The following is a 2,637-nucleotide window of genomic DNA, read 5'->3' on the forward strand; positions in this document are numbered from 1 at the left end:
CGACAGATGAAATATTGGAAAGTTTACTTGCAGATTTAATCAGAGATTGGAAAATCTTACCGCACTAATTGTCAGAACTCAGGAAATAAAAGAAGAACAACAGACAAAACCACCTACTGAATTTTATCTGGGGAATAATTATCCTAATCCGTTTAATCCTGAAACTAAATTACGGTACCAATTACCGATAAGAGGAAAAGTTTCTCTTAAAGTGTTTGATCTACTTGGAAAAGAAGTTGCTACATTAGTTGATGAAGTAAAAGAAGCTGGAACGTATGATGTTTCTTTTAATGGAAAATCCTTTACAAGCGGAGTGTATTTTTACAAAGTACAGTCCGGGAATTATGTTAAAATTAAAAAAATGATGCTTCTCAAGTAAAGAATGATTATTCCTGTCGTTCGACGAATGGATGACTGTTTTTTGATTTAGGCAGCACTGCTTTAGTTATGATTTAGTATGGACTCTGAACCGCATGTAAGATGTCCTGACTTCTGACTGGTGGAGGGAAGTGAAAAAATGGTCACTATAAGTAATTGAATTATAAGGAGTTAATATTTTCGATGATTGAAAATACCGCACTAACGATTATTTTTGGGTATGTTATCGATAAGAAAAGTAAAAACAAAATCCGGCTCAACAGCTATTCAAGTGGTTGTTTACGAAGGGAAAAAATCCAAGATAATAAAACACATCGGAAGCGGTAAAGACAATTCAGAGATTTCCCTACTGAAAGAAAAAGCCGAAGAATTTATCAATGAATACTCCGGTCAGTTATCGCTCTTTAATCAACCAACTCAGAATATTTTGTTTGTTGAGAGAGCTAAATGTATTGGGGTAACTCATCAATTTGCAAGAAGGTTTTTATGGTGCTGCGCAAAAGAATGTGGATTATCAGATATAGATGAATTACTCTTAGACTTATCAATTATGCGTCTGCTCTTTCCCGCATCAAAACTTAAAACCATAGGGATGCTCTCACAATATTTTGGTATCATCTATTCACAGCGCATTTATCGCCAAATTCCGGAACTTCTTCAATTCAAATCAAAGATTCAGAAAAGAGCCTATCAGCTTGCAATAAAAAAATTTAGTGAACAATTTTATTTTGTCTTGTATGATGTTACCACACTTTATTTTGAAACATTTAAGTCTGATGAACTTCGCAAACCCGGATTTTCAAAAGATAACAAATCGCAGCAGCCTCAAGTGGTTATTGGAATGCTCGTAACAAAATCCGGTTTTCCAATAGCATATGAAGTTTTTCCGGGTAACACGTTCGAGGGAAAGACAATGCTTCCGATTTTAGAAGAATTTCTAAGGGAACATAAAAACACAAAACCGGTAGTGGTTGCAGATGCAGCAATGCTCTCGGAAGAAAGATTAGGTGAACTGAAGAAGAAGAAAATCTCATACATAGTTGGGGCGAGATTAGCCAACAGTAATCTTGAACTTATAAGAAAAGTCCATGATGGTTTGCATGGAATTGACGGAACTATTGTTCGAATTCCATCAACAACACACGGAGATTTAGTCTGCGATTTTTCAACTAAGCGTTACAAGAAACAATTAAATGATTTAAATAAACAGATACAGAAAGCAGAAGACTGCGTTGCAAAAAAAGAAGGCAGTAAAAGCATAAAGTTTGTTAAGAGATTATCGAAAGAAGAACTTGAACTCAACAAGGCATTAATCGAAAAACAAAAACTACTCTTAGGGATAAAGGGGTATTGCACAGATATACCGGAATCGGAATTATCGAATCAAGAGGTTATAGCTCGTTACCATAACCTCTGGAGAATTGAGCAGTCATTTCGTATGAGCAAGAGTGATTTACAGACACGTCCGATTTTTCATCATAAAGAAGATGCGATACGTTCACATGTTTTAATTTGTTTTACTGCGTTGATTATGGAAAAATATTTGGAACTCACTACTAATTTATCCTTGCAAAGAATAAGGGATTTAATATGGAATATTACCGAAACTCACATTCAAGACGCTATAACGAAGAAAGTATTTACATTTACTTCTCCGACAGATGAAATATTGGAAAGTTTACTTGCAGATTTAATCAGAGATTGGAAAATCTTACCGCACTAATTGTCAGAACTCAGGACCATTTTTTTTGTTTCAACAAAATTTCCCGCCCGTAATTGATAAAAATAAACTCCGCTTGAGAGCGCGTTAATGGTTAGTTGATGGTTGCTAGTCGCGTCAAATTTAACGGAATATTTTCCTGCTTGTTGTTCTTCATCTAGTAATGTCGCTACTTCATTCCCGAGAATATCATATATTTTTAAAGTGACTTTACCGCTTACTGATACCTGGTATCTGATAACTGTTTCCGGATTAAACGGGTTAGGATAATTCTGCAATAAATGAAAATCGAGCGAAGCCGGGATTGTATTTTTACCCGACGATATAAGATCGTCAAAGGTAACAATGCTTATGTCATCCAAATACCAGCCGTCTTTTTGAACAGACCCGTCGGAAAGCAGCTTGAACCGAATCTTAATTTGTTTGCCTCCGAATTGTTTTAGATCAATTTCTTCTTTCACCCAGTTTCGTTGTGTTCCATCATAAACGAGAGAGTCATATTTTAGTTGTCTTCCAACGCCTGACGCTCCATTTGCGTA

The 2,637-nt window shown here is 35.6% G+C and carries 3 protein-coding genes; 2 read left to right on the forward strand and 1 reads right to left on the reverse strand.

Annotation, left to right across the window (positions count from 1 at the left end):
- Positions 1 to 46 precede the first annotated feature (46 nt).
- Together ACYC56_RS14825 and ACYC56_RS14830 are read left to right on the forward strand one after the other, a co-directional pair.
- The gene (locus tag ACYC56_RS14825; RefSeq protein WP_461374945.1) at positions 47 to 379 is read left to right on the forward strand and encodes a T9SS type A sorting domain-containing protein; all 333 of its coding nucleotides are present in this window, start codon (positions 47 to 49) and stop codon (positions 377 to 379) included.
- A 219-nt stretch (positions 380 to 598) separates the two neighbouring features.
- A complete protein-coding gene (locus ACYC56_RS14830) occupies positions 599 to 2,101 on the forward strand; it encodes an IS1634 family transposase (RefSeq protein WP_461374946.1) in 1,503 nt (500 codons plus the stop codon).
- On the opposite strand, the gene ACYC56_RS14835 is transcribed toward ACYC56_RS14830, so the two are convergent.
- Positions 2,098 to 2,637 (reverse strand): T9SS type A sorting domain-containing protein (locus ACYC56_RS14835; protein ID WP_461374947.1); only part of this gene is annotated, 540 nt, incomplete at its 5' end. The genes ACYC56_RS14830 and ACYC56_RS14835 overlap by 4 nt on opposite strands.

This window comes from Candidatus Aquicultor sp. (assembly GCF_054640775.1).

Bases quoted from the DNA above. Each gene is read 5' to 3' on its own strand.
- ACYC56_RS14830 (WP_461374946.1), top strand. From the start codon at position 599: ATGTTATCGATAAGAAAAGTAAAAACAAAATCCGGCTCAACAGCTATT.